3 protein-coding genes are annotated in these 2,772 nt (G+C 57.8%); all 3 read left to right on the forward strand.

The window, feature by feature from the left end; genetic code table 11:
• Positions 1-519: 519 nt before the first annotated feature.
• The gene (locus tag EN893_RS27590) at positions 520-1,737 is read left to right on the forward strand and encodes a site-specific integrase (protein ID WP_127268279.1); all 1,218 of its coding nucleotides are present in this window, start codon (positions 520-522) and stop codon (positions 1,735-1,737) included.
• A 418-nt stretch (positions 1,738-2,155) separates the two neighbouring features.
• Positions 2,156-2,359, forward strand: a complete 204-nt coding sequence (locus EN893_RS27595; RefSeq protein ID WP_127268280.1) for an excisionase family DNA-binding protein — start codon at positions 2,156-2,158, stop codon at positions 2,357-2,359.
• Between the two features lie 88 nt (positions 2,360-2,447).
• Positions 2,448-2,772, forward strand: a 325-nt coding sequence (locus tag EN893_RS27600) for a hypothetical protein (RefSeq protein WP_128361936.1), incomplete at its 3' end; no start/stop codon positions are given.

Here is a 2,772-nt window from a genome sequence, read left to right on the forward strand (position 1 = left end):
ATCCCGCTCCACAAGACGGCCGCCCATGCCTGAATGCAGGGGCGGCCGGTGTCATCAACGATCACTTCCTCCAGCCATTGACCGCAACTGCAGCCGGCGCAGCCTGACTATCTATCGCCTCATTGAAAGGACCATGGAGATGTTCGGCGGAGCGCTCCCGAGAGGAAATAACAGTCATCCATCCGAACTTCAAAGTGAGCCTGACGCAACCGGGCGCTCTGATCGAGACGATGACTCGCAGTTCGGACATATCGACTGGAACAGAGGACCTTGCAACCAATCGACAACCCGTCAAGCACGCGGTTGTCATCATGTCTTAGGTACAAACTGCTACCCATGTCTCCGGAACGGACCTTCGACGTCTGGCGGAGGAAGTGTCTTCTAAACCTAAGTCCGCCATCGTCCGCTAATATACCAAAAACCCGTTGATTCCCTTGGCCTTTCGGCGTTCTGCGTTTGCAGTAGTCCGGTCAAATCCGCTAACATCGTGCATCGAAGTTAGGAACGGAGTTGCAGGGAATGGTTCGCTCACTCAACTTGCTGGCCGAAACGACCATCCGCGCCAAAGGCCTGAAGGCAGGGCGGCATAGCGACGGCGGCGGGCTCTATTTGTTGGCGAAGAAGGAAGGCACCAAGTCCTGGACCTTCGTCCACTTCAAGGGCTCTGGAAAGGGCCGTCAGTGGAAGGAAGTTGGCCTCGGCTCTTACCCTTCCGTATCTTTGAAGGATGCGCGCATTGCCGCCACCGACTGCCGGGACCGCCTGCGCCGTGGCCTTGACCCGATCGACACGGAAGCCAAGACCGAAAAGCCGACATTCGCGAAATGCGCCGAAGACCTGATCGCTGCTGTCGGCAAGGGCTGGCGCAATGCCAAGCACAAGGCACAGTGGGAAATGACCCTCGGCGATGCCTACTGCAAATCGATCCGCAAGAAGCCTGTGGACGAGGTGGACACGGCCGACATTCTGGAGATCCTGAAGCCGATCTGGTTCGAGAAGCCGGAAACGGCGCAACGGCTGCGCGGTCGGATTGAGCGGGTCTTGGATGCGGCGAAAGCTGCAGGTCATCGATCGGGAGAAAACCCGGCCTTGTGGCGCGGTCACCTGCAACACCTCCTGGCTAAGGGCAAGAAGCTTTCACGCGGCCACCATGCCGCTATGCCATACGCGGACGTGCCGGCGTTTGTGAAGCGCCTGCGGGCGTCTGAGGCTATGTCGGCGAAGGCGATGGACTTTCTCATCCTGACGGCTGCGCGCTCTGGCGAAGTGTTAGGCGCCAAGTGGCCCGAACTCGATCTGGACGAGAAGGTCTGGACTGTGCCGGCTGATCGCATGAAGGCCGGCGTCCTTCATAGGGTGCCGCTGACTGATGCCGCCCTGGCTATCCTGACGCCGCTCTACGATGCGCGCGTGTCGGACTATGTCTTCCCAGGGGAGAGCAAGCGGCCGGTTGATATGCCGCTGTCGGTGATGGCGATGACGATGCAGATGCGGCGCATGGAAGTCGGGCAATACACGCCGCATGGTTTCCGGTCAGCCTTCCGAGATTGGGCCGGGGATGAGACCAGTTTCCCGCGCGAGGTCGCGGAAGCTGCTCTTGCCCACAAGGTCGGCGATGCTGTCGAGAATGCCTATCGTCGGTCGGACGCATTGGAGAAGCGCCGCAAACTGATGTCTGCTTGGGCGAACTATCTGAATGCGCCTGCGGCTCGGGGTAATCTACGTGTCGTAAGATAACGTTGGTATCCGCTCGTGCATGCCATTGACTAAACGCGGCAAATCGCCGAGATTCACATCGTTCTGTTGAACTCGGAAAAAATCAGTTTTGAGGGACCGGCCCGGCTTTCTGCCGTGCCACGCTTGCAGAGCCTCTCCTAGAGAGGCCTGCGCCCTGCTGTTTTTCCTGTCCCTTACCCCCAGAGAAACCAGCGGCTCGTTTTACCGGATGTCGTTCGCTTTACTGTCGAACGGGAACGAACGCTGAACATCTCTGTGGGCAACCTGTGGATAAACACCAGCTAAGTCATTGGAATGAAAGGGGTACAAAATCCCTCGGGATAACACTCTCCAGGGTGTGCAGAGGGACTCGAAATCCGCTAGAATCCGTAACAAATCACCCGCGTCTGTTTGGCGCGAACCAAAGGAAGGAACTGAAATGGAAGTAAGCCCAAACGCATTTACTGTTTCGGGATTTTGCGCTGCTTTCGGCGTCGGTCGCTCGTTGCTCTATGAAGAGCTGAAATCCGGTCGCTTGCCTTACCGCAAGGCAGGACGGAAGACCCTGATCCGCAAAGATGATGCGCAAGCCTGGCTCGATGCTCTTCCGAAAGGAGCGACGGCCAATGAAGCCGGAAAGTAAGCGGTCTCCTCGCCAAAGCAGCCGCCTACTTTCCTACCTCAAAATCACTCCTCCAATCGCGGACCTAAATCGGAAAAGGAAGAATGACATGCCCCTCATAGCAGTCGACGCGAGTCGCGTTAATGCAAACTCTGTTAAGAGCGCGAACAAATTCAGCATCATCGTCAAGGTCGAGCCGGATGGAAATCCGATCCGACTGGACGGGCGCGTAGCTTGGGCAATGCGCGAGTTGGTCAAAGCCGGTCAAAGTGGCTGTACACCAATCACGCATCCCGGGCCTCGATGGTCAGACTACACGCACAAGCTGCGCAAGCTCGGGTTCGCCATTGAAACCGAGTACGAGAGCCACGGCGGCCCGTTCGCCGGTTCGCACGGAATCTACCGCTTAAGCTCGCCGGTCGTGATCCTTGAAG

The organism is Mesorhizobium sp. M7A.F.Ca.CA.004.04.2.1, from assembly GCF_004022825.1.
Lineage (GTDB): Bacteria > Pseudomonadota > Alphaproteobacteria > Rhizobiales > Rhizobiaceae > Mesorhizobium.

Excerpts from the sequence above, each read along its gene's own strand:
- EN893_RS27590 (WP_127268279.1), top strand. The coding sequence starts at position 520 with ATGGTTCGCTCACTCAACTTGCTGGCCGAAACGACCATCCGCGCCAAA.
- EN893_RS27595 (WP_127268280.1), top strand. The coding sequence starts at position 2,156 with ATGGAAGTAAGCCCAAACGCATTTACTGTTTCGGGATTTTGCGCTGCT.